The 26435-nt window shown below is 61.4% G+C and carries 31 protein-coding genes; all 31 read left to right on the top strand.

Annotation, left to right across the window (positions count from 1 at the left end):
* Nucleotides 1–136: 136 nt before the first annotated feature.
* The 31 genes from MKZ87_RS10495 (at nt 137) to MKZ87_RS10345 (ending at nt 26433) form a co-directional block, all read left to right on the top strand.
* Nucleotides 137–871, top strand: coding sequence for an XRE family transcriptional regulator (locus MKZ87_RS10495; protein ID WP_085702597.1), 735 nt, complete (start codon nt 137–139; stop codon nt 869–871).
* Between the two features lie 522 nt (nt 872–1393).
* Nucleotides 1394–1732, top strand: coding sequence for a phage holin family protein (locus tag MKZ87_RS10490; protein ID WP_085647806.1), 339 nt, complete (start codon nt 1394–1396; stop codon nt 1730–1732).
* A 72-nt stretch (nt 1733–1804) separates the two neighbouring features.
* Nucleotides 1805–2326: a hypothetical protein gene (locus MKZ87_RS10485; RefSeq protein WP_085702598.1), complete on the top strand. Its 522-nt coding sequence runs from the start codon at nt 1805–1807 to the stop codon at nt 2324–2326.
* 3 nt (nt 2327–2329) lie between these two features.
* Nucleotides 2330–2938 (top strand): phage baseplate assembly protein V, encoded by a 609-nt coding sequence (locus MKZ87_RS10480; protein WP_085702599.1) that lies wholly within the window; start codon nt 2330–2332, stop codon nt 2936–2938.
* A gap of 14 nt (nt 2939–2952) precedes the next feature.
* Entirely contained in the window at nt 2953–3285 is a 333-nt protein-coding gene (locus MKZ87_RS10475) for a phage baseplate protein (protein WP_085702600.1), read from the top strand.
* On the top strand, nt 3282–4277 hold the full coding sequence (locus tag MKZ87_RS10470) for a baseplate J/gp47 family protein (RefSeq protein WP_085702601.1): 996 nt from the start codon (nt 3282–3284) through the stop codon (nt 4275–4277). Before MKZ87_RS10475 ends, MKZ87_RS10470 begins: the two co-directional genes overlap by 4 nt.
* Nucleotides 4274–4909 (top strand): phage tail protein I, encoded by a 636-nt coding sequence (locus MKZ87_RS10465; RefSeq protein ID WP_085697354.1) that lies wholly within the window; start codon nt 4274–4276, stop codon nt 4907–4909. Before MKZ87_RS10470 ends, MKZ87_RS10465 begins: the two co-directional genes overlap by 4 nt.
* A complete protein-coding gene (locus MKZ87_RS10460; RefSeq protein ID WP_234204581.1) occupies nt 4910–7570 on the top strand; it encodes a phage tail protein in 2661 nt (886 codons plus the stop codon).
* On the top strand, nt 7570–8106 hold the full coding sequence (locus MKZ87_RS10455; protein ID WP_085702602.1) for a DUF4376 domain-containing protein: 537 nt from the start codon (nt 7570–7572) through the stop codon (nt 8104–8106). The genes MKZ87_RS10460 and MKZ87_RS10455 overlap by 1 nt, the downstream gene beginning before the upstream one ends.
* 101 nt (nt 8107–8207) lie before the next feature.
* Complete coding sequence (locus MKZ87_RS10450) at nt 8208–8393, top strand: hypothetical protein (RefSeq protein ID WP_085612311.1); 186 nt, start codon at nt 8208–8210, stop codon at nt 8391–8393.
* Nucleotides 8394–8395: 2 nt separating this feature from the next.
* Complete coding sequence (locus MKZ87_RS10445; RefSeq protein WP_085702603.1) at nt 8396–9562, top strand: phage tail protein; 1167 nt, start codon at nt 8396–8398, stop codon at nt 9560–9562.
* Nucleotides 9562–10068 (top strand): phage major tail tube protein, encoded by a 507-nt coding sequence (locus tag MKZ87_RS10440; RefSeq protein WP_085702604.1) that lies wholly within the window; start codon nt 9562–9564, stop codon nt 10066–10068. The genes MKZ87_RS10445 and MKZ87_RS10440 overlap by 1 nt, the downstream gene beginning before the upstream one ends.
* A gap of 80 nt (nt 10069–10148) precedes the next feature.
* Nucleotides 10149–10730, top strand: coding sequence for a phage tail assembly protein (locus MKZ87_RS10435; protein WP_085702605.1), 582 nt, complete (start codon nt 10149–10151; stop codon nt 10728–10730).
* Nucleotides 10731–10858: 128 nt separating this feature from the next.
* The gene (locus MKZ87_RS10430) at nt 10859–13135 is read left to right on the top strand and encodes a phage tail tape measure protein (protein ID WP_085702606.1); all 2277 of its coding nucleotides are present in this window, start codon (nt 10859–10861) and stop codon (nt 13133–13135) included.
* Nucleotides 13132–13515 (top strand): phage tail protein, encoded by a 384-nt coding sequence (locus MKZ87_RS10425; RefSeq protein ID WP_085697360.1) that lies wholly within the window; start codon nt 13132–13134, stop codon nt 13513–13515. Before MKZ87_RS10430 ends, MKZ87_RS10425 begins: the two co-directional genes overlap by 4 nt.
* Entirely contained in the window at nt 13508–13720 is a 213-nt protein-coding gene (locus MKZ87_RS10420) for a tail protein X (protein WP_085697361.1), read from the top strand. The genes MKZ87_RS10425 and MKZ87_RS10420 overlap by 8 nt, the downstream gene beginning before the upstream one ends.
* 9 nt (nt 13721–13729) lie before the next feature.
* Entirely contained in the window at nt 13730–14746 is a 1017-nt protein-coding gene (locus MKZ87_RS10415; RefSeq protein ID WP_085702607.1) for a phage tail protein, read from the top strand.
* Nucleotides 14747–14791: 45 nt separating this feature from the next.
* On the top strand, nt 14792–15376 hold the full coding sequence (locus tag MKZ87_RS10410; protein WP_085702608.1) for a hypothetical protein: 585 nt from the start codon (nt 14792–14794) through the stop codon (nt 15374–15376).
* Nucleotides 15373–15552, top strand: coding sequence for a DUF2635 domain-containing protein (locus MKZ87_RS10405; protein WP_007954893.1), 180 nt, complete (start codon nt 15373–15375; stop codon nt 15550–15552). Before MKZ87_RS10410 ends, MKZ87_RS10405 begins: the two co-directional genes overlap by 4 nt.
* The gene (locus MKZ87_RS10400; RefSeq protein WP_234204584.1) at nt 15552–17048 is read left to right on the top strand and encodes a phage tail sheath subtilisin-like domain-containing protein; all 1497 of its coding nucleotides are present in this window, start codon (nt 15552–15554) and stop codon (nt 17046–17048) included. The genes MKZ87_RS10405 and MKZ87_RS10400 overlap by 1 nt, the downstream gene beginning before the upstream one ends.
* Before the next feature lie 67 nt (nt 17049–17115).
* Complete coding sequence (locus MKZ87_RS10395) at nt 17116–17463, top strand: phage tail tube protein (protein ID WP_085697365.1); 348 nt, start codon at nt 17116–17118, stop codon at nt 17461–17463.
* Nucleotides 17460–17756, top strand: a complete 297-nt coding sequence (locus MKZ87_RS10390) for a phage tail assembly protein (protein ID WP_003222226.1) — start codon at nt 17460–17462, stop codon at nt 17754–17756. The genes MKZ87_RS10395 and MKZ87_RS10390 overlap by 4 nt, the downstream gene beginning before the upstream one ends.
* A 130-nt stretch (nt 17757–17886) precedes the next feature.
* Nucleotides 17887–19782, top strand: coding sequence for a phage tail protein (locus tag MKZ87_RS10385; RefSeq protein ID WP_139834827.1), 1896 nt, complete (start codon nt 17887–17889; stop codon nt 19780–19782).
* The gene (locus tag MKZ87_RS10380) at nt 19769–21004 is read left to right on the top strand and encodes a DNA circularization protein (RefSeq protein ID WP_085702610.1); all 1236 of its coding nucleotides are present in this window, start codon (nt 19769–19771) and stop codon (nt 21002–21004) included. Before MKZ87_RS10385 ends, MKZ87_RS10380 begins: the two co-directional genes overlap by 14 nt.
* A 3-nt stretch (nt 21005–21007) precedes the next feature.
* On the top strand, nt 21008–22051 hold the full coding sequence (locus tag MKZ87_RS10375; RefSeq protein ID WP_085702611.1) for a phage baseplate assembly protein: 1044 nt from the start codon (nt 21008–21010) through the stop codon (nt 22049–22051).
* A 179-nt stretch (nt 22052–22230) separates the two neighbouring features.
* Entirely contained in the window at nt 22231–22740 is a 510-nt protein-coding gene (locus MKZ87_RS10370) for a phage baseplate assembly protein V (RefSeq protein WP_085697368.1), read from the top strand.
* A complete protein-coding gene (locus MKZ87_RS10365; RefSeq protein ID WP_007954906.1) occupies nt 22740–23138 on the top strand; it encodes a phage GP46 family protein in 399 nt (132 codons plus the stop codon). Before MKZ87_RS10370 ends, MKZ87_RS10365 begins: the two co-directional genes overlap by 1 nt.
* Nucleotides 23128–24171, top strand: coding sequence for a baseplate J/gp47 family protein (locus MKZ87_RS10360; protein ID WP_085697369.1), 1044 nt, complete (start codon nt 23128–23130; stop codon nt 24169–24171). Before MKZ87_RS10365 ends, MKZ87_RS10360 begins: the two co-directional genes overlap by 11 nt.
* Nucleotides 24159–24758 (top strand): YmfQ family protein, encoded by a 600-nt coding sequence (locus MKZ87_RS10355; RefSeq protein WP_085697370.1) that lies wholly within the window; start codon nt 24159–24161, stop codon nt 24756–24758. Before MKZ87_RS10360 ends, MKZ87_RS10355 begins: the two co-directional genes overlap by 13 nt.
* 11 nt (nt 24759–24769) lie before the next feature.
* Nucleotides 24770–25921, top strand: coding sequence for a phage tail protein (locus tag MKZ87_RS10350; protein ID WP_234204586.1), 1152 nt, complete (start codon nt 24770–24772; stop codon nt 25919–25921).
* Nucleotides 25918–26433: a phage tail protein gene (locus MKZ87_RS10345; RefSeq protein WP_085702613.1), complete on the top strand. Its 516-nt coding sequence runs from the start codon at nt 25918–25920 to the stop codon at nt 26431–26433. Before MKZ87_RS10350 ends, MKZ87_RS10345 begins: the two co-directional genes overlap by 4 nt.
* Nucleotides 26434–26435: the final 2 nt, after the last annotated feature.

Genomic DNA, 26435 nt, shown 5'->3' with positions numbered 1-26435 from the left:
AAGGTTACCATGGGCGGTCTGTGGTCCGCAGGCATCGCGGCCGGGTGACACCTAACTGGCGCAAAAACGTCGACTATGCACGATTTATGCAAATCAGCATTTGTCTTCGCGAAAAACTTCAAGCACTATGCGCGTTATGCAAAAACGCAACGTATCTACCGTCTTAAGAGCACTGCTCGACCAGCACGGGATCTCCCCCACGGAGCTCCACCGTCGCACCGGCGTGCCTCAATCCACGCTCTCGCGGATTCTCAGCGGGAAGATCGTCGATCCTTCGGATAAACACATCTCGAAGATTGCCGAGTACTTTTCCGTGAGCACCGATCAGTTGCGCGGGCGCGCGGATGTTGCGCCCGCCGCCAACACCGGACGCGACGAGTTGCATTCCGAACTCAAGGACATAAGCCTGTGGGACGATGACACGCCCGTCGATGACGACGAGGTGTCGGTGCCCTTTCTTCGCGAGGTTGAATTGGCTGCTGGATCAGGAAGATTCGTCATCGAAGAGAGCGAACGCTCCAGCCTGCGCTTCGGCAAGCGCAGCCTGCGCCATAACGGTGTGCAGTTCGATCAGGCCAAATGCGTGACGGTACGCGGCAACAGCATGTTGCCGGTGCTGCGCGACGGCGCCACGGTCGGGGTCAACGCCGGCAAGTGCGGGATCGGCGACATCATCGATGGCGATCTTTATGCGATCAACCACAACGGTCAATTGCGAGTGAAGCAGCTCTATCGCCTGCCTACCGGTATCCGTCTGCGCAGCTTCAATCGCGATGAACACCCGGACGAGGACTACAGCTTCCAGGATATGCAGGAAGAGCAGATCGTCATCCTCGGTCACGTCTTCTGGTGGGGCATGTACGCCCGGTAACCTGATTCCTTTCTGACAAAACCCGCCTCTGCGGGTTTTTTTTCGCCTGTAGAAAACCGGCCAACCCTTGAACGGCGGGGCTTTCATGCATCCGCGCATTTCTTGTGCATAAATAAATGCATTTACGCATTGACTGTATATGCATCCATGCATATTCTTGCCACCAAGCCGCTCGACAAAGCGGCTGGCAACAACAGCTCTTTAGTTCCACAAGAACAGGCAGCGATGAACCGGCCTCAACGGTTCAGAGGGTTGGCAACTGACCCGGGTGTGCAGCGTAAAGCACCAGAAACAGTTATCCGGCGGGCAGGGACCGCGGTCGGAAAAACAATTTGAATGGACTCGTACCGCGCCAGTAGCGCCGAAAAGTCAGCTTCCTTCACGTACACAGGATTGAAGGAAGGCAAAGGAGTGCATTACTGAAAAGCCCGGCGAAATGCAGGGCTTTTTGGAATGCCTGCCTCAAGAGAAAACGATTGAACCCAACACACAACACTCATCCATCACACCAGGAGGCGTGACATGACAAACGAGCAACAAGCGTTGGCGGACATGCCGATCTGGCTGGTCATCCTCCTTGCCGTCGTGGGCGGGGTGTCCGGGGAAATGTGGCGCGCCGACAAGGAGGGCGCTCGTGGCTGGCCACTGCTTCGGCGTCTGGCCCTGCGCTCCGGCGCCTGCATGATCTGCGGCGTTTCGGCGATCATGCTGCTGTACGCCGCCGGCATGTCGATCTGGGCTGCCGGGGCATTTGGTTGCCTGACGGCCATGGCCGGTGCCGACGTGGCCATCGGCCTTTACGAACGCTGGGCCGCCAAGCGCATTGGCGTCTGCGAAGTTCCCCCGCGCGATCCGCAATAACCCCTCACTTTCCTGTCTCGCTGCACGCTGTGCGGCGGGACTTCGCGTGGACATCAGAAAAGGAGGTCAAGCATGCCCACACCGATCCAGCAGCCTTCGCAGCTGTTCACGGCAATCGCCACAGCCTTGCGTAACAGCGTCGATCTGAATGTGCAGGTCGGTCATCACGATGACTTCACGGCCCCCGGCGACAAAGCCTGGGTGCTGATCGACATCGAGCGAAATGCACCGGGAGAGCGCGCCGCCAACGGGCGCATTGCTCATGTGCTCACGTTGACGCTGCAAGTGATTCCGGCGGTTTCCGCTACAGCGTTTGCCGCGTGCGATCTCATCGCCGCCCTGAAGAACCTGGTCACCGACAACCGCTGGGGCCTGTCCGGCGATCAATGCGATCTGCCGATGAACATCGATGGAATGCCGTCGTTGCTCATCCGCGCCGACCAGCCAAACAAAGCCTGGACCCTGTCGTTCAATCAGACCCTTTACCTGGGCCCGACCCTGCTCGACGACCCGCTCGGCACGCCGAAATTCGCCCGCACCTGGGAAGTCAGTGACATCGACGACCCCGACCAATACACCTCGCTGGAGGCCTGACCGATGTTCGACGCGTTACTGCGAATGCAACTGGGCCCGATCATCGAACGCCTGGCGGAAATGGACGCCGAGATCGACGACCTGCACCGGCGCGCCGAGAGTTATTGCCGCATCGGCATCTGCCAGGACGTCGATGCCGCGAGCAATACCTGCCGGGTCAGCCACGGTGGACTGCTCACCCCGGCCATCAAATTCTTCAACCCCAGCGCCGGCGCGCAGAGCGAGTCGCGGATCCCGACGGTGGGTGAGCAGTGTCTGCTGTTCAACTACGGCAGCGGCGAAAGCGGCGCCCAGAGCGTGGCGTTGTTCGGCCTGAACAGTGACCGTTTTCCACCGGCCTCCACCGTACCGACGCTGACGCGACGTGTTCATCAGGACGGCAGCGAAAGCGGTTACGACGACGCCACACACACACTGCACTGGCAAAACGGTCCGGCAGCCTTCAGCGGCTCTCGCGAATCGCTTGAACTAAGCATCGGCCCGGCACGGCTGGCGATGACCCCGCAAGCGATCACCCTGCAACTGGGCGCGGTCGGCCTGACCATCGACGCCTCGGGCGTGCACTTCAGCGGCCCGTTGGTGGATCACCAGGGCCGCGTCATCAGCCCCTGAATCAAGAGCTTCCCATGATCGGAATCGATAGAGACAGCGGGGCCACGGTCGACGACTGGCTGCAATTCGTGCAGCGCGCGACCCGGGCCCTGACCACGCCGCTGGGCACCCGGCAAAAAAGGCCCCTTTATGGTTCGTTGATCCCCACGTTGCTGGGGCAAAACCTGGGCGACGACATTCTGTTGCTCGCCCAGAGCCACGCAGCCCAGGCGTTCTACAACCCGCAAAACGGCATCGGCGATTTCCAGCCCGCTGTGATCGTCGCCACCCGACAGGGCGCCGGTCTGTTGCTGCGGTTTGCCGGCACCTGGAAAAACCGCCAACAGACTTTCGAGGTCGTGACATGAGCATGTTGATCCCCGGCCAGAACCAGTTGGCCGAACCCTCCTTGATCAAGGTCGATGCCTTCGAGGATCTGCTCGCCGAGTTCAAGACTTTCGTCATCTCGTACGTCGGCGCACGCTCGCCGCAGAGCGCGGAAAAACTCAAGACCAGCCTGGACAACGAAAGCGAATTGCTGACGTTGGCCCTCGAGGCTTTCTGCGTTCGCTTGCAAACCCATGAACGCAAATACAACGCCCGGATCAAGCAGATGCTGGCGTGGTGGGCCACCGGCAGCAACCTTGATGCGCGGCTCGCGGACATGGGCCTGGAGCGCCAATTGCTCGATCCGGGCGACGCGGCGGCATTCCCGCCGGTGCCCGCGATTTACGAGAGCGACGATGACGCCCGGTTGCGCTATTACCTGGCGCCCCACGCTCCGGCCGCCGGCTCGCGGATGCAGTACCGTCGCGAGGTGTTCACCCTCGGCGAGCGGCCGGCGGTGAAAGTCGAATCCACCGATACGGGCGTGGTAAACGTCACTTACACCTTCGACCCGGATGGCCTCGCCGCGCAGGTCAAGGACGGTAATGGCCGTCGTACCGCGCCGGGTGAAGTGCAAGTCACCGTGCTTGCCCGCGAAGGCGACGGTACGCCATCCGCGACGTTGCTCGAAGGTGTACGCCAACACTTTGCCCGGCCCGATGTTTGTCCGGAAACCGACAAAGTCACGGTCAAAGGTGCCGAGATTCAGCGCTACACAATCCGCGTCGTGGCAAAGATCAATTCCGGCCCGGATTCGGGCCTGACCAAGGTCGCCGCCGAGCAACATCTGCAAGCCTACGCCGACAGCTGCCATCGCCTGGAAGGCCGGGTCGACCCGAGCTGGATCGACTACACGCTGCACAGCGCCGGCGCCGTGCAATTGCAGATCCTTGAACCGCTGGCGCCCATTGTGTGCTCGGCGTTTCAAGCGCCGTACTGCACGGCAGTCGAAGTCGAGGTGCAGACGCTATGACGGACCAGACACCGCGTCCGACTCTGCTGCCGGCCAACAGCTCGGCGCTGGAACGGGCGCTCGATATCGGCTTCGGCGCGTTGCTGGACCGCATCGCGCCGCCGTTTCCCGAACTGATGAATCCTGCCTCTACGCCCGTCGCGTTTCTGCCGTATCTCGCCGCGGATCGTGGAGTGGCCGAATGGAGCACCGACGCACCGGAAGCGGAAAAGCGCCTGACCGTCGAACTGGCCTGGCCCACCGCGCGCCAGGCCGGCACTCGCAAGGCGCTGGAAAACGCCGCCAAGGGTTTGCAGCTCAGGCCCGAGATTCGCGCCTGGTACGAACAGACCCCGCCCGGCGAGCCTTACAGCTTTTCCGTGCGGGCCTTCAGCGAACAACCCTACAGCGAAGAAATCGACGCACGTCTCGACCGACGCCTGGCTGATGCCAAGAGCGAGCGGGACGTGCTGTCGGTGTCGGTCGGCCTCAGCGCCTTCGGCAATCACGTCATCGGCGCCGCGACCTTTTGCGGCGAACTGACCACGGTCTATCCGGTGTTCCTCGAAGGGCTCGAGACATCCGGCGAGGCCTTCATGGCGGCCGCTCTGTACACCGTCGAAACATCCACTATTTATCCTCAGGGGGCCTGAATGGCTGACTATTACACCCTGCTCACCAACGCAGGGATTGCCTACGAAACGGCGTGCAAGGCTGCGGGCCTGCCGATCAAGCTGACGCAGATTTCCGTCGGCGATGGCGGCGGCGCGGTCTACAACCCGGCCGCGACGGCTACCGCGCTGAAACGCGAAGTCTGGCGCGGTCCGCTCAACGCGCTGTTCCAGGACGAGAAGAATCCGAGCTGGCTGCTCGCCGAAGTCACCATCCCGCCGGACGTCGGTGGCTGGTACGTGCGTGAAGCCGGTCTGTGGACCGACACCGGGATTCTCTACGCCATCGTCAAATACCCGGAGTCGTTCAAGCCGGTTCTGGCTAACTCCGGCTCGGGCAAAGAGTTCTACATCCGCTCGATTTTCGAGACCAGCAATGCCTCGCTGGTGACGCTGCAGATTGATGACACCGTGGTCAAGGCCACCCGCGCCTGGGTCATGAGCTACCTCGCCGAAGAACTCGGCAAACTCGACGGCAAACAGTCGGTGCGCGTCGCCGCCCCCGCCAACGTGGTGTTGAACGGTGCGCAGCAGATTGACGGCGTTGCCGTGATTGCCGGCGACCGCGTGCTGTTGCCGAACCAAACCCTGGCCAAGGACAACGGGCTGTGGGTTGTGGCTAACGGCGACTGGACTCGAGCGAATGATGCCAACGTCAGCGCCAAGGTCACACCGGGCCTGACGGTGATGGTGGAAGAGGGCACGTTCAACGGCGATTCGCTGTGGCACCTGACCACCAATGCGCCGATTACCCTCGGCACCACTGCGCTGACATTCAAGATGCTCGCGGGGCGTACCGGGATTGCTGCCGGGACTTACAAGAGTCTGAGCGTCGACGAATACGGCCGCGCGACGGCCGGCTCGAATCCCGACACGCTGGCCGGTTTTGGCATCAAGGATTCCTACACCAAGGCTGAAGTCGAGGCGCTGATTGCCAAGGCTTCTGCGTTGCCGGTGGGATCGATTGTTGCCTTCCCTGTCGATACGCCGCCACCGGGTTTTCTGGAGCTGGACAACAGCGTCAAGAGCAGCGCGACCTACCCGGACTTGAGCGCCTATCTGGGCGGCAAGTTCAACAAGGGGGATGAGGGTGTCGGGAATTTCCGGTTGCCGGAGGCGCGTGGGGAGTTCTTGCGCGGTTGGGATCATGGGCGTGGGGTGGATGCGGGTCGGGCGATTGGGTCATCTCAGATGGGGACAGTGACAGCCTTTGACAGCAACCCGAATCCGAACCTTACGGTCGAAGTTGTTCAGGCAACGGTGGCGGCAGCTCAGGCAGATGTATTCATACCCGCTGATTATCCCGGCGTCGCCAGATCGTACACCACTGCAGGTGCTGTATCTTCGCCTGTATTGGTCGATGGCGGTGTTGTGAGACCACGCAACATCGCCGTCATGTGGTGCATTAAAGCCTGGAACGCCCCGGTCAATCAGGGAAACATCGACGTAGCTGCACTGGTCAAGGAAGTTTCCCGGCTTGGATCTGCCGTTCCGGTGGGCGCCGTCATGGCGTTCCCGACGGGGATCGTGCCTCCGGGTTTTCTTGAGCTGGATGGCAGTGTGCAGAGCATTGCGACCTATCCGGATCTGGCTGCGTATCTCGGCACTACTTACAACAAGGGTGATGAGGGCGCTGGCAATTTCCGGTTGCCGGAATCACGCGGTGAGTTCCTGCGGGGTTGGGATCATGGCCGGGGCGTAGATCCTGGCCGGGTGATTGGTAGCTGGGCGCCTGATGAGCTGAAGTCTCACTTCCACCAGATTGACGCGCCTGCCTATCCGGCCGGACTCGGTCAGGACAAAGTGGCTCGGGGCAACCGCTCGGACAGCAACGGAACACCGGCAACAACAGCCACTGGCGGATCGGAAACCCGCCCGCGCAGCATTGCGGTCATGTGGTGTATCAAGGCCTGGAGCGCGCCGATCAATCAAGGCGTTATCGATATCGCGGCGCTGGAACAACGGGTCAATTACAACGAATTCGGGCGTCTGCTGAATATTCAGAAGTTCGCGGTTAACGGCACCTACATTCCGACGCCGGGGATGAAGAAGGTTCGGATTCGTATTGTGGGGGGAGGGGGGGGATCTGGCGGCGCGTCGGCTACAACCGCTTCCCAGACTTCTGCGTCTGGCGGTGGTGCGGCGGGAAGCTATGCGGAAACGCTAATAACGGCGGCAGATATTGGCGCTAGCCAAGCGGTCATTGTAGGTGCTGGCGGAATCGCGGGCACGGCTTCGGGAACCAACGGAACTGGCGGCGGCGCAGGGGGGGCAAGTTCGGTAGGAGCGTTGCTGTCTGCGCCGGGTGGTTTGGGGTCAATCTACGCTATCGGGATAACTACTACAGCGTTTGGACTGATGGTGGGCGGTTATCCGGGTGCGTCAGCCTATGGAGGCAATATTGTCAACATGGCAGGCGCTCCGGGGACCCCCGGCATTACCGTGAGTGCGTCGACGCTGGCCGGCCATGGTGGTAGCGGCCCACTGGGTTCGGGTGGGAATGGAGCTGGCACCAACGGAGCGCTTCCGCCCGGTTTAGGGTATGGGGGTGGGGGTGGTGGCGTCGCCGTCGGCCCATCTTTGCCTGCTCGCAATGGTGCGCCGGGCGCTGGCGGTGTTGTAATTTTCGAGGAATACGCCTGATGAAGAAGTACGCACTCCTGTACATGGGCAAGGCTGCCCAATTGTTCGAAACCGACGGCGACATCAAGACAATGTTTCACCCGGACATGATCTGGATCGAATGCCCCGGCGAGGTCGAGGAAGGCTGGCTGTACGACGGCAAGCAGTTTGCACCGCCGGGAGTTCCGGTCGTGTCGCTGGATGAACTCAAAGCGTCCGTGGCGGCTGAGCGATTCGTGCGTGAGGGGGTTGGCATTGTCGTCGACGGTCTGCAAATCGAGACAACACGCGACAGCCAGGCGCTGATCGCCAGTACCGGCCTATCGGCTGTCCTCGATCCGGAATACCGCTGCAATTTTAAAACATTGAAGGGATTCGTCGAGATCGGCGCTGCGCAGATCATCGATATTGCGAAGGCAGTACGGGCGCACGTACAGGCCTGTTTTGACCGCGAACTGACGTTGTTACGCGCAATCGAGGCAGGCGAGTACCACGACGAAATGCTGGCCGAAGGTTGGCCGGACTCATCGTCGACCGATACCGCAGATCTCGACTGAACGCCCCGTACATCGGGGCGTTTTCTTGTCCCCAAACAAACATTCAACACCCGCCAAGCCCCTCCCTTTGAGGGGCTTTCCCGTTTATGGAGAAACGAAAAATGGCAACCCGCCAAACCTACACCGTGCTCGTTCCATTCCCCACCGGCGGTGGGCACTGGTCGAGTGTCGGCCAGGAACTTGATCTGCTCGACGTCGAGGCCAGTGCCCTGCACAGCGCCGGTCGACTGGAGCTGAAAACATCTACCACCAAGGCCGTGAAGGCCGCTGCCAAGAAGGCTGACTGAATATGGCTGAGGTTCTGAACTTCGAGCACAACGGCATTACCGTCAATGCCACCGAATCCCCCGAGGCCATGGGCGGCCTGGGTGACAACGTCATCGGTCTGGTCGGCACCGCGCCGAAAGCCGATCCGCTGATTCCGCGCAACGCACCGTTTCGCATCAACAGCTTCACCACTCACGCGCTGCTCGATCCGACCGGTGCGGAAGAGGGCACCCTGTACCACGCCGTTTACCAGATCCTCAAAGTGGTCAAGGTGCCGGTGTACGTGGTGATCGTCGAGGCGGGCGCGACCCCGGCCGATACCGTCAACGCCGTGATCGGCGGTGTTGAACCGGCCACCGGCCGCAAGCTCGGTCTGGCGGCACTGGGCAGCGTCCCGGAAGACCTGACCATCATCGGCGCGCCGGGCTTCACCGGCACCAAGGCTGTGGCCAGCGAGTTCGCCTCGTTCGGCAAGCGCATCAAGGCCCGTGTGGTGCTGGACGGCAAGGATGTCTCGGTTGCCGACCAGGTGCTGTACAGCCAGGAACTGGGCGGCGCGGATCTGGGTTTCGACCGTTGCCTGGTGGTGCACAACATGCCGGCCGTGTACTCGAAAGCCGCGAAGAAAAACGTCTTCCTCGCGCCATCCAGCCTGGCAATCGCCGCGCTGGCCAAGGTCAAGCAATGGGAAAGCCCGGGCAACCAGGTGACCTACGCCGAGGACGTGTCGCGGGTCGTTGAGTACAACATCCTCGACACCTCCACCGAAGGCGATCTGCTCAACCGCTACGGCGTCAGCTACTACGCCCGCACCATCCTTGGCGGCTTCTCGCTGCTGGGCAACCGCTCGATCACCGGCAAGTTCATCAGCTACGTCGGTCTGGAAGACGCCATCAGCCGCAAGCTGGTGAAGGCCGGCCAGAAAGCCATGGCGAAGAACCTGACCAAGTCGTTCATGGACCAGGAAGTCAAACGCATCAACGACTGGCTGCAGACCCTGGTCGCCGACGAAACCATTCCCGGCGGCAGCGTGTATCTGCACCCGGAACTCAACAGCGTCGAGAAGTACAAGAACGGCACCTGGTACGTGGTCATCGATTACGGCCGCTACGCGCCGAACGAACACATGGTTTATCAACTCAACGCCCGCGATGAAATCATCGAGCAGTTCCTGGAGGACGTTCTCTAATGTTTACCAACCGCGTAAGACAGGCCGTCGCGGCCACCCTGCAAGGCCTGCCGCTGTCGGCGACCGTGGAAGAATTCACTCCGCCGAAGATCGACTTCGACATGGAAAGCATGACGGGCGGGCGCTTCATCGTTGAGGAAATGGCCAAGAGCGCCAAGCCGTTGAACGCCACGCTCAAGTTGCAAGGCACCGGCGCTGAAGTGCTGCTGGCGATGGGCGTGAAACTGGGCGACGACATTCTGCTGAACGTGCGTGAAGCCGGTCAGGATCAGGACGGCAACACCTGGTTCACCTATCACACCATCGGCGGCAAGCTCAAAACCATGGGTGAGGAAGCAATCAAAATGGGTGGCAAAGCCCTGACAACTCTTGAGTTCTCTTGCCGCACCTACAACCGCCTGGAAAACGGCATTCCGGTGATCGACATCGACGTGCGCACCCAGAAGTTCGTGCTCAACGGCGTCGACATCCTCGGTGATGCCCGTCGTGCGGTGCTGATGCCGTAAGCCTTTCGGCAGATCAGGCACAAAACCTGTGGGCGTTCATGCCCACAGGAATCTTCAAGAACACCCAAGGAATTCCTTTCATGTCGTGGATGCCACCCAAGCATGACCTGTTGTCGCCGATCACCGGTGACGACGGCTCGCAGATCGAATCGATCCAGCTCAAGCCGCTGTTCTACGCCGCCCAGAAAGAAGCGCTGGAACGCGCCGGCGACGATGAGGACGACCAGTTCTTCGAACTGGCGCTGCTGGCCACCGGCTTGTCGGTCAAGGAACTCGACCAGCTCAAGCGTCCGGACTACGTGACGATCGCGCAGTACGTACACGAGATGTCGACCCGTCCGGCGTCGTACTTTCTCGACCTGGTCGAAGATGCGGAGAAATCCGACGATCCCGACCAGGTGCAACTGCTGCAACCGCTCGCCGTCACCGGCCGCACCGTGACTTCGCTGAGTCTGGAAATGCCGGCGCTGCGGGCCACCAAAGTGATGAAGAAACTGAAAACGGCCAAGGAACGCGCCGAGTTCATCACCGCCCATTGCACCGGCCTGATGATCCCCGATCTGGCCCTGATGAGCGTCCCGGACTGGACGCAATTGCAGGTGCGCATCGACGATTTTTTAAACCAGCCGGCGGCCTTCTTTCAGAACGCGACATCGAAGTAATCCTCGATATCGTGCCGCTCATTTACCCGGTAAGTGAGGCGGAAATTCTGGAGTGGGACGCCGAAAAGGCGTTGCGCCGCTACGACATAGCGATCACTCGCCTTGGCGTGAAAAAGGAGTAGAGCGGCATGGCAGAGAGCAAATTTGCGCTCACATACGCCAATGAGAGTGGCAACGCAGCATCCGGGTTAAAGCTGTCCGATAGCCTTGGCAAACCGCTGCAGGACTTGAACCTGACAATGGCGCTGGCGAGCGCGGATATCCGCTTGCTGACCCAGGAGCAGATCAAGCTTCGAGAGCTGTTGGCCAATCAGCAATCGCTGTTCAAGGTGAGTGCTGCATCCCCGGCTGCAAGCGCCGAACCAAAGTCAAAACTCAAGGCCGAGATCGAGCAGCGTCCACCTCCAAAGCTCATGCAACCAGCCATGGCCAATGAGACGGCGCTTGTCGAACTCAATCAGTTGCTCAAGCTGAGCCATGATCAGCTTCAAGCGCACTCGCAGAGCACTCTGGAACTCGCCAGCGAGAAACAGATATCCGCCAGTGGTGCGACCAATGCGGATCTGTTGCAAGTGCAGCTTGCCGGAGCCAGATCCGGCATTGCCGATGGTGCCAAAGGTGACCAGCGGGCGAACGAACTGAAGTGGTTCTCCCATGATGCCGCAATCAACGCATCGGCATTCAGGATGGACGTCAAGGCGGCTGGCGAAATGCTCGCCGCGTGGCGCTCCTCGCTGAAGCTGGATCAGTATCAAAGCCAGGATCTTGCGGATGCAACGACCTACCTCGGCAATAGCGGTCTGGATGCCAAGGCCGCAGACATCGGTTCGGTGGTGCAACGTTCCGGCGAGAGTGCGATTGCCGCTGGATTGACTCCCGAACAGGTCGCTGCATTGGCGGCGGCGCTTCTCAATAGTGGTGCGGACAAGGAGAGCGCCAGCACTGCCCTGAAAGGCATCACCTCGATGCTGGCCAAAGGCGGGGCGGTATCGACTGAGCAGCGAACAGCCTTGGCTCAGTTAGGGCTTGATCCTCAATCGCTGTCTGAGGGTATGAGGAAGGATGCGCCTGCTGTCATCAACTCGGTACTTGCTGCACTTGACAAGCAGCCTATACAAGAACGGGCGGCACTGACGAAGACGCTGTTCGGCGAAAACGACACCCGAGTTCTCGAGCTGCTGAAGAAACCGGACGATGTAAAAAACGCCTTCTCGCTGGTAGCCGACAAGCACAAGTACGCAACAACGGAGCTTGGCGCGGGCGAAGGCGCTGCGGCGAAGTCAGCAGAGGCGTTCGGCAATACTTCGCAGGGTCGCTGGAATGCTCTGGACGCAAGTCTGACCCGGTTGACCACTGCATTCGGCATGGCGCTTGCGCCTTTGGCTGACGGTGCCGCCGTCGTGCTCACCTCACTGGTCAACGGTGTGAGCGCAGCGGCGGAAACGTTCCCGGCCCTCACGGCAGGGCTGGTTCTGCTCAGCGCGGCAGCCATGCCGTTCGTGGGTGGGGCCTTGAAGTCCGGCGTGGCCTCGGTGCTTGACGTGGTTTCCACGAAACTATTGCGCCTGGCATCGGCGCGACTGCCGTCGGATATTGCTGATGCGATAGGTGGTGATGACAACGATGGCGACAGTCGCGAAAGCAGGAAGAAGGGGCGTGGATCGCGCCGACGCACCCCTTCTGCTGCACGGTCGTCCGGCACCGCTTCCGTAACCCGCAAGAGCAGTCGCTTGAGTGGTATGACGGCCAGAGTCGCACCCATGCTCGACGATGCGCTCACCCGATTCAGAATGGTTGGCGATGTTGTCAAAAGCGCCATGCCGAGCCGGTTGAGCGGGGCTGGCGCGAAAGTCATGTCGTTGGCAGAGGGTTTGGGGGCCAGGCTCATGCCGTCGGTTGTCAAGGCATTGCCTGTCATCAAGGTTGGCGCGCCTCTGGCCATTGCTCATGCTGCTTATACAGGGTTGAAAGGCTGGCGCGAAGGTGACGACAAAGCGGTAAAGGGCGCGGCCGGCGAACTGGCCGGAACGGCGATTGGCGCTACGATCGGTACGTTCATTGCGCCCGGCATCGGAACCTTTATTGGTGGCACGCTGGGTGGAATAGCCGGGTCCCTTCTGGGTCAAAAACTGGCGACGCCGCCTGAAGACAAATTGGCACCGCCGGCACAGGTCGCCAAAGACGTATCCATTGCGCAAACGCAAATGCAAGCGTCAAACCCGCAATACACTTACGCACCTTCAGTTCATGTCAGCGGCAGCGAACTGCTCAGTTCCGAGAAAGTCGGCACGATGCTTTCGCAGGTGCTTGAGTCGCACTTCACGTCCCAATTTGTCCCAGGTGTGGCCGGCAATGCCCTCTCCATACGCCGTGACGCAGCCCTGACCGATGGAGTCGCCCAATGAAACAACAAATGGCACTGGGCAGTTTCATCTTCGGCCTGTCCCGGGATTTTGCGTACAGCACGCTGGCGCGAAAGTCCGATGGCGGCTGGACGGAACTGCCGATCCTGACCAGCAAACCCAAGTCCCACCAGACCGGGCAGAAGCCCGAAACCCTGACCATCTCCGGTACCTCGATGTACGCCGTGGCGATGAACCGGCTCGATGAGTTGCGTGCGCTGCAGGCACTGAGATCGCCGCTGCCGTTGATTGACGGCATCGGTCGCAATTGGGGCCTGTGGCGGATCAACAGCATCCAGGAGAACCAGAGCGAGGTCATCGACGATGGCACTGCGATGGTCATCAAGTGGGTCATCGAACTGGCGGAGTTCAACAATGCGTAAGGTACGAAGCGTGGCCGGTGATTCGGTGAATCTGTTGCTCTACCGCGAAACCGGGCGCAGCGATGACGTCGCCGAAGAAGCCCTGTGGACACTCAACCCCACCCTGGCCGAACACGGCCCGGTTTTGCCTGCGGGCGTCTGGGTGGTGCTGCCGGAACTCGACTCGAAACCCGCCGCAATCAAACCGGTTTCGGCCTGGGATTAAGGAGGCTGCATGGCACAGGGATTCACCCCGGTCGTGGAAATCTATGGGGCCAACGCGGCGCTGCTCAACCAGCGCCTGATGAGTTGGGAGCACGTCGATGCCGCCGGTATAGAGTCTGATCAACTGACGTTGACGATCGATCTGGAAGGGCTTGATGGCCTGCCAAAACTGGGTGGAAAAATCGGTCTTCGGGTTGGCTATCTTGAGTCGGGAATGGTCGATAAAGGCCTGTTCAAAGTGACGCGCCTGACACCGACCCTGTTCCCGTTTCGCCTGACACTGGTCGCCACGGCCGCACCGTTCAGCGCCGCCGACGAGACCGGCTTCAAACAGCGGCGGACGGCCAGTCATGGCCCGACCACTCTGGGTGCACTGTTTCGCCAACTGGTTTCGCGCCACGGGTTTTCACCCAGGGTCGCGCCCGATCTGGCGTTGATCAGGATCGATCACATCGACCAGTCCAACGAAACCGACATGGGTTTCCTGACGCGTCTGGCGAAGAAGTACAAGGTGATCGCCAAACCGGTGGGCGAGTTGTATGTGCTGGCGCGGCCCGGTCAGGTGAAATCACTGTCGGGCAAGGTACTGGCGGACGTGCGTCTGTCGGTAACCGAGAACAACCGCCCCGGCGATCACGCGTTCATCGGCGCGACCCTTGAAGAGACCGCCCGCGCGCAGGCCAAAGGCTGCAAAACCAGCTTCTGGGATAACGCCAAAGGTGTGATGCGTGAGGTACTGACTGGCGAGGCGCCGTACAAGACCGTGCGTCAGACTTGCCAGAGCGAGGAGGAGGCCAAGGCTATCGGTGAGGGCGAAGTGCGCAAGATGCTGCGGGAAAAATACAAGGTGAAGATCACCTGCCCGGGCAATCCGCTGTTGTCTGCCGAAGGCCTGCTGTTGCTCGACGAGACCTGGCCGGACTTCCTGCGCGGTCGTTGGTCGATCGAAAAAGTGACTGCCAGCGGCAAGCGCGATGAAAGCTATCGCTGCGTCATCGAAGCCACGAGCCTCGATCCAAAAGCCTGATCGTTCAGGCATTCCCAGCAAAAAAATCCCTCTGGAACGCTCCCCATGAAGATCTCCCCGATCCTCACGCAGCTGCGTGCGCAATGCCCAAGCCTTGCCGGCCATATCGCGACAGGTGTCGACCTGGCGCTGCTGCAAGGTGACCCGAATCTGCCGACCCCGTCGGCTCATGTTTTACCCCTGGCCGACCTGGCCAGCGCCAGCACCGCCCAGAACTCCGCCAGCCAACCGATCCGCGACCGCTTCGAAATCATCCTGGTGCTCGACGCCACGGACGGCGCAAAAGCGCTGGATCTGTTGCACGACCTGCGCGCCGAACTGTGGCGTGCGCTGGTGGGTTTCAAACCCGATTCCAACTACAGCGCCATCGTTTATGACGGCGGCGAAACGGTCTCGATCAACACCAGCCGCGCTGTTTACCGGCTGCGCTTTTTTGCCGAGTTCCAGCTGGGCCGCAATCTGCCAAGTCAGCCTGCGGAGAGTTGGCACGAACGTGAACTGGACGGTTTGTCGTCCTTTACCGGGGCCACCGTTCGGGTCGATGCGATCGATCCGGCCGACCCCAACCTGAAACGCCCGGGCCCTGACGGGCGCGTGGAAATGACTTTCTCTGGAGACGTAACCCCATGAGCAACCGCATCACCGTAGTGCCGGCCGCCGGCCGTGCCGTGCCGGACCCGGAAGCAGGCGACCTGCTGCCACTGGAAGGCCGTGAAGTGCTGGACAGCGCCTGGTGGCGCCGGCGTCTGGCCGACGGCGATATCACCCTCAAAACCGCAACAGCCAAACAAAAGGGAGCCAAATAATGGCGATCGGATTCAGCAACATTCCTGCGGACATTCGTGTACCGCTGTTCTATGCCGAAATGGACAACTCGGCCGCCAATAGCGCGTCCTCGTCCATGCGCCGCCTGATCGTGGCGCAGGTCAACGACAACATCGCCCCGAGCGAAGTCGGCAAACTGGTGCTGATCTCCAGCGTGGCGCTGGCCAAGAGCATTGGCGGCCAGGGCTCGATGCTCGCGTCCATGTACGAAACCTTCCGCAAGGCCGACCCGATCGGTGAGATCTGGTGCCTGCCGCTGCACAACGCCACCGGCGCCATCGCCAAAGGCGTAGTGACCCTGACCGGCACCGCGACTCAGGCTGGCGTGCTCAACCTGTATGTCGGCGGCGTCCGCGTGCAGGCCACCGTCGTCAACGGTGCCACCGCTGCCCAGGCGGCCACCGCCCTGGCACAGAAAATCAACGCCACCGCCGATCTGCCGGTGAGCGCTGCAGCTGCCGAAGGCGTCGTCACCCTGAACGCCAAATGGACTGGCGAGAGCGGTAACGACATCAGCCTGCAATTCAATCGCCTGGGCAAGAGCAACGGTGAAGAAACCCCGGCCGGCCTGACCACCGCGATCACCGCCATGACCGGCGGCGTCGGTGTGCCTGACCAGGTTGAAGCGGTGGCCGCACTGGGCGACGAGCCGTTCGAGTTCATCGCGCTGCCATGGTCCGACCTGGCTACCCTCAACACCTGGCAAGCGGTGATGGACGACAGCACCGGTCGCTGGTCGTGGGCCAAGCAACTGTTCGGTCACGTCTACAGTGCCAAGCGCGGCACCGTCGGCACGCTGGTGGCTGCCGGTCAGGCCCGCAACGACCAGCACATGACCATTCAGGCGCTGGAGCCGGGCGTGCCGCAACCGGTGTGGGTACAAGCTGCGGCACTGGCTGCACGCACTGCGGTGTTCATCTCCGCTGACGCCAGCCGTCCGACCCAGAGCGGCAGCCTGCCAGGCGTCGATCCGGCTCCGGCCAGCGAGCGCTTCACCCTGACCGAGCGTCAGTCGCTGCTCAACTACGGCATCGCCACCGCGTACTACGAAGGCGGTTACGTGCGCATCCAGCGCTCGATCACCACCTACCAGAAGAACGCCTACGGCCAGGCCGACAACTCGTACCTGGACAGCGAAACCATGCACCAGTCGGCGTTCATCGTGCGTCGTCTGCAAAGCGTGATCACCAGCAAATACGGTCGCCACAAGCTGGCTTCCGACGGCACCCGTTTCGGCGCCGGCCAGCCGATCGTCACGCCGGCAACCATTCGCGGTGAGCTGATCGCCCAGTACGCCAAGCTCGAACTCGAAGGCCACGTGGAAAACGCCGAGCTGTTCGCCGAGCACCTGATCGTCGAGCGCGACGTGCAGGACCCGAGCCGCGTGAACGTGCTGTTCCCACCGGATTACATCAACGGTCTGCGCGTGTTCGCATTGCTCAACCAGTTCCGTCTGCAGTACGACGACGTCGCCTGATCGGCTCGTTTGACACTGTGATTTCAGCCCACCTTGCGTGGGCTTTTTATTTGAAGGGAGTAACACCATGGGTCAACTGATTGCAGGCACCTGCTACGTCAAGGTCGACGGTGCACAACTGACTATCAACGGCGGCTGCGAAGCCCCGCTGATGGCCGTCAAACGCGAAACCGTCGTGCCGGGTTTCTACAAGGAAACCGACGTTGCGCCGTCGTTCAAGGTGACCGCGCTGCACACCGCCGACTTCCCGCTGAAGAAGCTGATCGAAGGCACCGACATCACCGTCACCTGCGAATTCAGCAACGGCAAAGTCTACGTGCTGGCCGGTGCCTATCTGGTCGAAGAGCCAGTCTCCAAGGGCGATGACGCCACCATCGAACTGAAATTCGAAGGCATCAAGGGGACCTGGCAATGAGCGGCGCCGTGAAGCTTCAAGTTGCGATCGAAGCTCACGGCGAGCCCCTGACCGAACTCGTCCTGCGCCGTCCGACGGTGCAGGAAGTGCGAGCGATCAAGGCGCTGCCGTACAAGATCGACAAGAGCGAAGAGGTCAGCCTCGACATGGACGTGGCGGCCAAATACATCGCGGTGTGCGCCGGCATACCGCCGTCGTCGGTCAACCAGCTGGATCTGGCTGACCTCAACGCGCTGAGCTGGGCCGTTGCGAGTTTTTTCATGAGTGCGGCGTCGGAGCCATCACCGACCTGATTTCGGTCGCCTATGACCTGGCCTGGTTCTGGAAGGTTGACCCCGAACAGATGATGGCCAGGCCACTGGATGTGCTTCGCGAATCGCTGGAGCACGCGCAACGGATCAATGCGATGCAGCAGGTGCAGTGATGGCAGAAGAAACCAAAGCTAAAGCGTCGGTGCTGCTAACCGGCATCGACGAACTGTCACCCAAACTCGGCGCCCTGCGAGTGAAGGTCGATGACTTCAAGAAAAACCTCGAACAGACCGGCCTCGGCAAACTCGACATCAGCGGTCTGTTCAAGGGCGGCAGCGTGATTACGCCGTTCGTGGACGGCATCAAATCGGCTGCGGCGTTTCAGGGCAAGCTTGCCGAGGTCAGCGAGGCGGCGAAAACCGTCGACCTGCCGGAAACACCGAAAGCCGCCGCGCAGAACATGAACGTGTTCAGTGCGTCCATGGAGAAAGTGTCCGCTGCGGTGGACGCCGCACTGATACCGGCAGTGGGCGCATTGGTGGTCGGGCTGGAACCGATGCTGACCCAGGTCGGCAGCCTGCTGGCCGACAACCCGAAACTGGTCGAAGGCCTGGCAGCGGGGGCGATTGCGTTTTCCGCGATGCAGACCGCCGTCACCGGTATGACCCAGGTGATGGACGTGATGAGCATGGTGCTCAAGACCAATCCGATCATGCTGATCGCCATGGGTATTGCCGTGGCGGCCGGTTTGATCGTGGCCAACTGGACACCCATTTCCGCGTTCTTCACCGGATTGTGGGAGGGCGTGAAAAACGCCGGAGCCAGTGCAATGGCGATGTTGCGCTCGGTGCTCGACTGGCGGCCGCTGGAGACACTGGCGGCGTTGTGGGAACCGGTCACCGGTTTCTTCTCGGGAGTCTGGGACAAGGTCAAGGCCGTGACCGCGCCGGTGATCGACTTCTTCAAGTCGGTTTTCTCGTGGTCGCCCGCAGGCCTGATCCTGGAAAACTGGGGGCCGTTGACCGGTCTGTTTTCGGCGATCTGGGAATTGCTCAAGGCCTTGAGTGTGCCGGTGATGGCGTTTCTCAGAAACCTGTTCGATTTCTCGCCGATGCAGATGATCAACAGTGCATGGGGCGGTGTTGTCAGGTTCTTCGAACCGATGTTCAGCGGCCTGCGAAAAGCCGCGCAACCGGCTAAAGATTTCCTGTTGTCGTTGTTCGACTTCTCGCCCATGCAGATGATCACCAGCGCCTGGGGCGGTGTCATTGCGTACTTCCAGCCGGTATGGACGACGCTGCAATCGGCCGTACAAATCACCCGGGATACGTTGCGGACACTGTTCGATTTTTTCCCGATGGAGATGATCACCAGCGCCTGGGGTGGTGTCGTCGGATTCTTCGAACCGATCTGGACGGCACTGCAAGCGTCAGTGCAACAGGTCAAAGGCTTTTTCACCGGTCTGTTCGAGTGGTCGCCGCTGGAGCAGATTGCACAGTACTGGCAGCCGATCGGTGAGGTTTTCTCGGCGCTGTGGGGGGTTGTACTCGCGCTGTCCGCGCCGGTCGTGGATTTTTTGCACGGCCTGTTCGAATGGAAACCTCTGGATCAGATCATCGAGAGCTGGGGACCGATCACCGAGTGGTTCGGCGAGCTGTGGCAAAAGCTGCAAACCGTCATCGCACCGATCAAGGAACTGTTCGACGGTGGCTTCGCCGGGCTGATCGCCAAGGTCACCGGCAAGGTCGAAACCCTGACCGAAGCGCAACGCCAGACCAATGCCGAAGGCAAGGGCGAACTGGCGCCGGCATTCTTCGGTGCCAGCCCGAAACCCGAGGGTGGCGGTGCGTTGCAGGGCGGCTCGTTGCCGCAATCCTCCAGCGCCCTGATCCAGCAAAGCGCCGCCAACAACCGCACGCAACTCGAGGGCGGCCTGACGGTGCGCTTCGAAAACGCGCCGGCGGGGCTGCGTACCGATCAACCGCAAACCAATCAACCGGGGCTGGCGCTCAGTTCGCGCATCGGCTATCGCTCGCTGTCCATGGGAGGTTCCAATGAACTGGCGTGACCGTTTGTTGCCGGCATCCTTTCGCGGTGTCGGTTTCTGGATCGACCAGGCGAAAACCCCGGTCGGACGCAAGGGGCAGTTGCACGAATATCCGCAACGCGACTTGCCGTTTTTCGAGGACCTCGGTCAACAGGCCAAGACTCACGACCTGACGGCGTTCATCATCGGTGCCGATTGCCTGGAGCAGCGCGACAAACTGCTCCAGGCCCTGGAGCAGGGCAGCGGCGAACTGGTGCATCCGTGGCTGGGCCGCTTACAGGTCAAGGTCGGCGAATGCGACATGACCCACACCCGCCAGGACGGCGGGATGGTGACGTTCAGCCTGAAGTTCTACCCCGACCGACCGCTGCCGTTTCCGACGGCGACGGTCAGTACGCAAAAAGTCCTGCTGATCAAGGCCGACGGTTTGCTCGGTTCGGCGGTGGCGCGCTTCGAACAGGCGATGATCCTGATCAAGGCGGCGCGGATCGGCATCACCAATCTGCGCAACAGCCTCACCGGCGTTTATGACGTGATCAAGGAGCAACTCAAACCGCTGATCGCGCAATACAAGCAGATCACCGAATTGGTCAGGGCCGTGAAGGAACTGCCCAAGGAAGTAGCGGCGGAGTTCAAGGGCTTGCTCGGCGATATCAAGGAGCTCAAGGAATTCGCGAAGGAAGGCTACCGTGGCGTGATTGCCGACGTGTCCCAACAGATCGAAGCCATCCGCAAGGCCGACGCGCCGAAAATCACCACCGGCAAGGACACCAACGCCGCCGCGCAAGCGATGGCCAATCTGGTGCAGGACACCCTGATCGTCAAAGTGGCGCAATGGGTGGCCTCGATGCCGGTGGCGTCTACCCCGGTGAAACTGAATTCGACACCTTCGCTGGACCAGCAGTCGAAGCAGCCGGTCAGCCGTCAGGAAGTGCCGGTCACCGATGATCTGCAAACATTGCAAAAAGAGCTGATCGAAGCGCTGCAAAAGGCCCAGGACAAGGCCGATCCCGCGCACTATCAGGCCATCGCCGATGTGAAGGAAGCGCTGATCGCGCACCTCAAGGCTGTGGCGTCGTCCGGTGTGCGGCTGGTCAGTAAAACCTTCCAGGAAACCTTTCCGGCTGTGGTCGTGGCCTACAAGCAGTTTGGCGACGCCACCCGAGTGACCGAGGTCATTCAGCGCAACGGCCTGTCCCACCCCGGCTTCTCACCCAACGACGTCAAGGTTTCAGGGGAGTGAGCCATGAGCGACCTAGACAATCGCGTCACGCTGAGCGTTGGCGACATGGAATACGGTGGCTGGAAAAGCGTGGAAATCACGGCGGATCTGGAGCGCCAGTTCCGCACCTTCAAACTCGACATCACCTGGCAATGGCCTGGGCAGACCGTGGATCAGCGGATCAAGGCCGGTGACCCGTGCGAAGTGCGGATCGGCAAGGATCTGGTGCTCACCGGTTACGTGTTCAAGGCCCCGATCAGCTATGACGGGCGGCAAATCAGCCTGAGCATCGAAGGCAGTTCCAAAACCCAGGATCTGGTCGATTGTGCGGCGCGAAACAACCCCGGCCAATGGCAGGATCAATCGCTGTTGAACATCGTCCAGGCCCTGGCCATGGAGTACGCGTTGATGGTGGTCAACGAAATTCCCGAGACCGCACGCCTGAGCAAACACACGATCGTGCCGGGTGAAACGGTGTTTCAGTCGATCGACCGTCTGCTCTCGCTGTACCGGGTGTTTTCCACCGATGACGCCGAAGGCCGGCTGGTACTCGCCAGACCCGGCAGTGGCGGCCGCGCCAGCGATGCACTGGAGCTGGGCAAGAACATTCTCTCGGCCAATGCGCCGATGGATTTCAGCCAGGTGTTTTCCGAGTATCGGGTGATCGGCCAGCAGAAGGGCAACGACAAGAAGAGCGGGTCGGCGGTCAGCGAGGTTGAATCCAGCGCGACTGACCTGAGCTTCAAGCGTCGGCGCACCACGATCATCAACGAAGGCTCGCAACTGACGTTCGAACTGGCCCAGCAACGGGCCCAGTGGGAAAGCGCCACGCGCATGGGCCGGGCGCTCACCACTACCTATCAGGTGCAGGGCTGGCGTCAGTCCAACGGCGACCTGTGGCGCCACAACACGCTGGTGAAGGTCAAGGATCCGGTGCTCGGTTTCGATGGCGACATGCTGATCTCCAAGGTGACGTACTCGCTGTCGGCGCAAGGCTCGGTCACCACCCTGCAGGTGGCTCCGCCGCACACATTCGACGCGAACCCGATTCCCCCGAAAAAAACCTGAGTCTGACGCCGAGCCAGACTGGCATCACCTGACCCTGTGGGAGCGGGCTTGCCCGCGATAGCTGTGGTTACCGCAAACACTTCTTTGCCTGACACACCGCCATCGCGGGCAAGTCGACCCGTCGCACCGCCGCCCCCACAGGGTTTGTCTGTGGCTGGCCGACTTCTAGAGGAAAACCTATGAGCCTACTGACACGCCTGCTGGCGCGCGGCACTGTCGTGCTCGCCAATTCGGCATCCAAACTGCAATCGCTGCAAATGCGCCTCACTGCCGGTGAAGTGAACGACGACATGGAGCACTTCGAACCCTACGGCTTCACCAGCCACCCGCTGGCCGGTGCCGAAGGCGTCGTCACGTTCCTCGGCGGCGACCGTTCCCACGCCATCGCCCTGGTGGTCGCCGACCGTCGCTATCGCCTGCAGTCGCTGGCGGCCGGTGAAGTGGCGATCTACACCGACGAAGGCGACAGGATCCACTTCAAGCGCGGGCGGATCATCGACATCGAAACCGCCACGCTCAACATCCGCGCCAGCACCGCCGTGAACTTCGAGACGCCGGTGATCAACCAGACCGGCAAGATCGTTTCCAAAGACGATCAAGTGGCCGGCGGCATCAGTCAAATCAGGCACGTACACGTTGGCGTGCAGGCGGGCAGCGGCCAGACCGGCGCGCCGGCGGGAGGTCAGTGATGCTTTTCAGTCAGAACCTCCACGCCGCGCTGACCCGAGCCGTACTGATCAGCCTGTTCACCTGGCGCCGCGCCGCCGACGACGATGCCCTCGACGATGAGGAGCGTTTCGGCTGGTGGGGCGACACCTTTCCCACCGTTGCCGACGATCGCATCGGCTCGCGGCTGTGGCTGCTGCGCCGGGTCAAGCTGACCCGGCAGACCCAGATGGATGCCGAGTTCTATGCCCGCGAAGCCTTGCAATGGCTGATCGACGACGGCCATTGCAGCGCCATCGACATCATCAGCGAACGCCTCGACGCCCAGCGCCTGAACCTGCGCACGGTCCTGACCCTGGCCGACGGCGAACGCCTGGACATCAATCCCGATAACAGTTGGCAGGTGATCTATGCCGTTTGAAACCCCTTCGCTGCCGGTGCTGATCAAGCGCACCCAAAGCGACCTGGCCGGCGATTCGCTGCGCCAGTCCGATGCGCAAGTCCTGGCCCGCACACTCGGCGGCGCCGCTTATGGTCTGTACGGCTACCTCGACTGGATTGCCGAGCAGATCCTGCCCGACACCGCCGATGAATCGACCCTGGAACGGATCGCCGCATTGCGCCTGAACCAGCCGCGCAAACCGGCGCAGGTCGCCACCGGCACGGTCAGCTTCAACGCCACGGCGGGCGCGGTGCTGGACGCCGATACATTGCTGCAATCGAGCGACGGTCGCACCTTCAAAGTCACTGCCGCGCGCACCACCGTCAATGGCGTCAACAGCACTTCCATCGCGGCGCTGGATGCCGGCAGCCTGGGCAATGCCGAGGCCGGGCTGGCGCTGACGCCGGTGCAGCCAGTCACCGGTGTGGTCAGTAACAGCTTTGTCGTACTGGCGCCGGGACTCAACGGCGGTGTGGCGCGGGAAAGCCTGGAGTCGCTGCGCTCGCGGGTGATCCGTTCCTATCGCGTCATCCCCCACGGCGGTTCGGCCAGCGATTATGAAACCTGGGCGCTGGAAGTGCCGGGTGTGACCCGCGCGTGGTGCCGTGGTGGCTTCCTCGGGCCGGGCACCGTCGGCGTGTACATCATGCGCGACGATGATCCGCAGCCAGTACCGAATGCCGATCAACTGGCCGAAGTGCAGGCCTACATCGAACCGCTGCGCCCGGTGACCGCCGAAGTCCACGTGCGTCCTCCGGTGCAGAAACCGGTGACCTATCAGTTGAAGCTGACCCCCGACACCACCGCCGTGCGCGCCGCTGTTGAAACCCAGTTGCGCGACCTGCACAACCGTGAAGCCGATCTGGGCGAAGATCTGTTGATCAGCCATATCCGCGAAGCGATCAGCAGCGCGGCGGGTGAGACCGATCACGTGCTGTCGGCCCCGGTGGCGAACGTGGCCGCAGCTGACAGTGAACTGCTCACCTTCGGGGGTTGCGTATGGCTGCCATAAGAACCGCCGCGCAATACCAGGCGCAACTGCGCGCCTTGCTGCCGAGCGGTCCGGCGTGGGATCCGGAGCGCGTGCCGGAACTCGAAGAAGTGCTGCAAGGCGTCGCCGTCGAACTGGCGCGCCTCGACGCTCGCGCCGCTGATCTGCTCAACGAAATGGACCCGGCCGGCGTCAGCGAACTGGTGCCGGACTGGGAGCAGGTAATGAACCTGCCCGACCCGTGCCTTGGCGCCACGCCGCTGTTCGACGACCGTCGCCTCGCCGTGCGCCGCCGCTTGCTGGCGGTCGGCAGCCAGGCCGTCGGTTACTACCTGGAAATCGCCAAAAGCCAGGGTTACCCCAACGCGACCATCACCGAACTCGAAGCGCCGCGCATGGGCCGTTCGCGTTTCGGCGCCGCGCATTGGGGCACCTGGGAAGCGCAGTTCATGTGGACGCTCAACACCGGCGGCCGGCTGCTGCTCGGCCGGCGTTTCGGCGCGAGCTACTGGGGCGAACGCTTCGGCGTGAATCCGGGATCGGCGCTTGAGTGCCTGATCCATCGGGCGGCGCCGGCGCATACCAAGGTGCACATCAACTATGACTAGGGAGTAGCGCAATGGATTATCCGAAGAGTGTGCCGAGCGCCGGTCTGGTGAACGGGAAATTTATCGATGAAAACCCGTTGACCGGGACGCCGGGGTCGCTGATCCCCGCTGACTGGGGCAACGGCGTGACGCAAGAAATCATCAATGTGATCAAGGCCGGGGATCTGACCCCGGACGAGAAGAAATACGATCAGTTGCTCCAGGCGATTCAGAGTGTTTCGGCCAAGGGCTGGAATCAGGATCTCGCGTTGCCATTGGCCGCGTTGCCGTTGCCGACCGTGGCCACGGCTGACGCCCGGATGCCGATCACGCCGGCCGCCGCATCGACCAGCGGCGGACGAGTGTCGGTGCCGGCGGGTGTTTACGTCAGCATCGGTCAGGAAGTGGTGGCGGGACAGTTGGGACGTTCGCGAACGTTCACCACTCAGGCCTGGAGCAGCGCTGATCTGCTGCCGAGTTCGGGTTACTTTCTGCGGGCGCAGGTGGTGGGTGGGGCGCTGACGTTTTACATGCAGCGCGGGACGATTTACGACGCTGCTCCGGAGGGCTTGAAAGGAACCTTAAACGGAGCGGCAGGTGGCGGCTTTCAGTCCACTTCGCTGGACATCTGTCTGGCGTGGGTGGTGACAGCAGGACCTGGATCGGTGCCGATTGTCAGGCCGATCTATAACCGCAACCGGTTGAGCTGGACGCAGGTCGTCAATGGCAATGGTGTTGTCTATCTGCCGCTCGATCCTCACGCGCGGGCGGCGCGTCTGGTGGTTGGTAACCCCACTCCGCACCCGACAGGCATCACCAGCGTATCGTTTGCACCGGGAGGCTGGTTGGGGGGCAACTACTGCTTCCTCAACCCGACTGTCGCAACCTCCAGCAACTGGGACGGTTGGTCTACGGCAGGTGCGGCTGCGCTGATCTTTTCCAGTAACGTGGTTAGCGACACCACTGTTTCGACATTGACCGCAAGTTTTGACCACGCCGAATTGCGTTCGCTGTGGCAGGTCTATCAGGCCGAACACACGCTGGGCGCGGGCACCGCGGCCAGTGACGAATTGCTGTTCAGCATGGGGCTCAAGAGTTTCGGTCAGACCGACTACTCCAACGGTATTGCGATCAATTTTACCGCTGCTGTTAATGTCAATTTCGCTTGGGAGCTGATCCGATGATCATCATTCAAGAACTGCATCAGTTCGAGGACGGTTTGCGTGTTGCACAGCCTTCCGCGGCTCATGATTGGGACGGTGAGCAGTGGGTCGTCAATACCGAAAAAGTCGCTCTGCTGGAACTGCAGGAAACCGAACGTCTTTGCGCCAATGTCGATGCCGCCGCCGACAGCTCTCGCGCTGCACTGGCCGGCGATCCGCTCAAAGCCCTGGAATACGCCCAGGCCGCCATCGACGCTCAGGCCTTTCAGGACGCCGGTTACCCGAAAAAGGAAGTGCCGCTGTCCGTCGCCGCGTGGGTTGCTAAGGGCCGTTCGGCGAAACAGTCCGCCGAGCAGATTCTCGACAAGGCCGCCCAGCTCAGCGACAGCCTGCTGACTCTGCGCACCTTGCGCCTGAAAGCCAAGACCCAGATTCGTGCTTATGCAAGTAAAGGCCATATGGATCAGGCCCGGACTGCCGCCGATGAGGCGTTGCTGGCCATTCGTGAACTGACGGCCAACTCGACCTCCTAATC

Origin of the sequence: Pseudomonas sp. MCal1 (assembly GCF_026341415.1) — a bacterium.
GTDB lineage: Bacteria > Pseudomonadota > Gammaproteobacteria > Pseudomonadales > Pseudomonadaceae > Aquipseudomonas.
This window is presented reverse-complemented; position numbering and strand designations above follow the sequence as displayed.

What these genes read in the sequence shown, in the direction of transcription:
- MKZ87_RS10480 (WP_085702599.1), top strand. Translation starts at nt 2,330, where the DNA reads ATGTTCGACGCGTTACTGCGAATGCAACTGGGCCCGATCATCGAACGC.
- MKZ87_RS10455 (WP_085702602.1), top strand. Translation starts at nt 7,570, where the DNA reads ATGAAGAAGTACGCACTCCTGTACATGGGCAAGGCTGCCCAATTGTTC.
- MKZ87_RS10385 (WP_139834827.1), top strand. Translation starts at nt 17,887, where the DNA reads ATGGCAGAAGAAACCAAAGCTAAAGCGTCGGTGCTGCTAACCGGCATC.
- MKZ87_RS10425 (WP_085697360.1), top strand. Translation starts at nt 13,132, where the DNA reads ATGAAACAACAAATGGCACTGGGCAGTTTCATCTTCGGCCTGTCCCGG.
- MKZ87_RS10445 (WP_085702603.1), top strand. Translation starts at nt 8,396, where the DNA reads ATGGCTGAGGTTCTGAACTTCGAGCACAACGGCATTACCGTCAATGCC.
- MKZ87_RS10395 (WP_085697365.1), top strand. Translation starts at nt 17,116, where the DNA reads ATGGGTCAACTGATTGCAGGCACCTGCTACGTCAAGGTCGACGGTGCA.
- MKZ87_RS10465 (WP_085697354.1), top strand. Translation starts at nt 4,274, where the DNA reads ATGACGGACCAGACACCGCGTCCGACTCTGCTGCCGGCCAACAGCTCG.
- MKZ87_RS10490 (WP_085647806.1), top strand. Translation starts at nt 1,394, where the DNA reads ATGACAAACGAGCAACAAGCGTTGGCGGACATGCCGATCTGGCTGGTC.
- MKZ87_RS10475 (WP_085702600.1), top strand. Translation starts at nt 2,953, where the DNA reads ATGATCGGAATCGATAGAGACAGCGGGGCCACGGTCGACGACTGGCTG.
- MKZ87_RS10430 (WP_085702606.1), top strand. Translation starts at nt 10,859, where the DNA reads ATGGCAGAGAGCAAATTTGCGCTCACATACGCCAATGAGAGTGGCAAC.
- MKZ87_RS10405 (WP_007954893.1), top strand. Translation starts at nt 15,373, where the DNA reads ATGAGCAACCGCATCACCGTAGTGCCGGCCGCCGGCCGTGCCGTGCCG.
- MKZ87_RS10460 (WP_234204581.1), top strand. Translation starts at nt 4,910, where the DNA reads ATGGCTGACTATTACACCCTGCTCACCAACGCAGGGATTGCCTACGAA.
- MKZ87_RS10365 (WP_007954906.1), top strand. Translation starts at nt 22,740, where the DNA reads ATGCTTTTCAGTCAGAACCTCCACGCCGCGCTGACCCGAGCCGTACTG.
- MKZ87_RS10410 (WP_085702608.1), top strand. Translation starts at nt 14,792, where the DNA reads ATGAAGATCTCCCCGATCCTCACGCAGCTGCGTGCGCAATGCCCAAGC.
- MKZ87_RS10355 (WP_085697370.1), top strand. Translation starts at nt 24,159, where the DNA reads ATGGCTGCCATAAGAACCGCCGCGCAATACCAGGCGCAACTGCGCGCC.
- MKZ87_RS10450 (WP_085612311.1), top strand. Translation starts at nt 8,208, where the DNA reads ATGGCAACCCGCCAAACCTACACCGTGCTCGTTCCATTCCCCACCGGC.
- MKZ87_RS10345 (WP_085702613.1), top strand. Translation starts at nt 25,918, where the DNA reads ATGATCATCATTCAAGAACTGCATCAGTTCGAGGACGGTTTGCGTGTT.
- MKZ87_RS10495 (WP_085702597.1), top strand. Translation starts at nt 137, where the DNA reads ATGCAAAAACGCAACGTATCTACCGTCTTAAGAGCACTGCTCGACCAG.
- MKZ87_RS10375 (WP_085702611.1), top strand. Translation starts at nt 21,008, where the DNA reads ATGAGCGACCTAGACAATCGCGTCACGCTGAGCGTTGGCGACATGGAA.
- MKZ87_RS10435 (WP_085702605.1), top strand. Translation starts at nt 10,149, where the DNA reads ATGTCGTGGATGCCACCCAAGCATGACCTGTTGTCGCCGATCACCGGT.
- MKZ87_RS10370 (WP_085697368.1), top strand. Translation starts at nt 22,231, where the DNA reads ATGAGCCTACTGACACGCCTGCTGGCGCGCGGCACTGTCGTGCTCGCC.
- MKZ87_RS10400 (WP_234204584.1), top strand. Translation starts at nt 15,552, where the DNA reads ATGGCGATCGGATTCAGCAACATTCCTGCGGACATTCGTGTACCGCTG.
- MKZ87_RS10440 (WP_085702604.1), top strand. Translation starts at nt 9,562, where the DNA reads ATGTTTACCAACCGCGTAAGACAGGCCGTCGCGGCCACCCTGCAAGGC.
- MKZ87_RS10415 (WP_085702607.1), top strand. Translation starts at nt 13,730, where the DNA reads ATGGCACAGGGATTCACCCCGGTCGTGGAAATCTATGGGGCCAACGCG.
- MKZ87_RS10470 (WP_085702601.1), top strand. Translation starts at nt 3,282, where the DNA reads ATGAGCATGTTGATCCCCGGCCAGAACCAGTTGGCCGAACCCTCCTTG.
- MKZ87_RS10485 (WP_085702598.1), top strand. Translation starts at nt 1,805, where the DNA reads ATGCCCACACCGATCCAGCAGCCTTCGCAGCTGTTCACGGCAATCGCC.
- MKZ87_RS10390 (WP_003222226.1), top strand. Translation starts at nt 17,460, where the DNA reads ATGAGCGGCGCCGTGAAGCTTCAAGTTGCGATCGAAGCTCACGGCGAG.
- MKZ87_RS10360 (WP_085697369.1), top strand. Translation starts at nt 23,128, where the DNA reads ATGCCGTTTGAAACCCCTTCGCTGCCGGTGCTGATCAAGCGCACCCAA.
- MKZ87_RS10420 (WP_085697361.1), top strand. Translation starts at nt 13,508, where the DNA reads ATGCGTAAGGTACGAAGCGTGGCCGGTGATTCGGTGAATCTGTTGCTC.
- MKZ87_RS10350 (WP_234204586.1), top strand. Translation starts at nt 24,770, where the DNA reads ATGGATTATCCGAAGAGTGTGCCGAGCGCCGGTCTGGTGAACGGGAAA.
- MKZ87_RS10380 (WP_085702610.1), top strand. Translation starts at nt 19,769, where the DNA reads ATGAACTGGCGTGACCGTTTGTTGCCGGCATCCTTTCGCGGTGTCGGT.